Annotated in this window: 1 protein-coding gene; it reads right to left on the bottom strand. The window is 67.4% G+C overall.

The genetic code is table 11. From position 1 onward, the window contains the following. On the bottom strand, positions 1-450 hold a 450-nt coding region (locus I6U14_RS00540), incomplete at its 3' end, for a transposase (RefSeq protein WP_296895999.1). Positions 451-472: the final 22 nt, after the last annotated feature.

The following is a 472-nucleotide window of genomic DNA, read 5'->3' on the forward strand; positions in this document are numbered from 1 at the left end:
CACCAGCAAGGCCGCCGCCCCGGCCACCGCCTCCTCCTGGCGCGCGAGCTCCTGCTCGAGCTCCTTGAGGCGCTGCTGCTCGCCACGCGCCTTGGCGCGATCGACGGGCGCGGATGCTGCCGCATTGGCCTGTTCGCAGGCCGCGCGCCAGGCGGCAATCTCATGGGCATAGAGCCCCTGACGGCGGCAATAGGCGCTCAGTTGCGCCTCATCGAGACGCGCCGTCTCCACCACGATGGCGAACTTCTCGCCACTGCTGCGTTCGCCCTGTGCGCCGCTGGGATGCTCCAGGGTGCCTTGGCGCGCCTTCAGGGCACGCGAGCGCCAGCTGTAGAGGGTGTCCTTGGGAATCTGCGTCTCGCGGGCCAGATCGCGCACCGGCACATTCTGCGGCGGCAGCATCTTGGCCATCAGACTGGCTTTCCGTTCAGGCGAATAGGTCTTGCTCATGCTCTGTCACTCGTTACGCAAT

Origin of the sequence: Thiohalocapsa sp., from assembly GCF_019695415.1 — a bacterium.
Lineage (GTDB): Bacteria > Pseudomonadota > Gammaproteobacteria > Chromatiales > Chromatiaceae > Thiohalocapsa.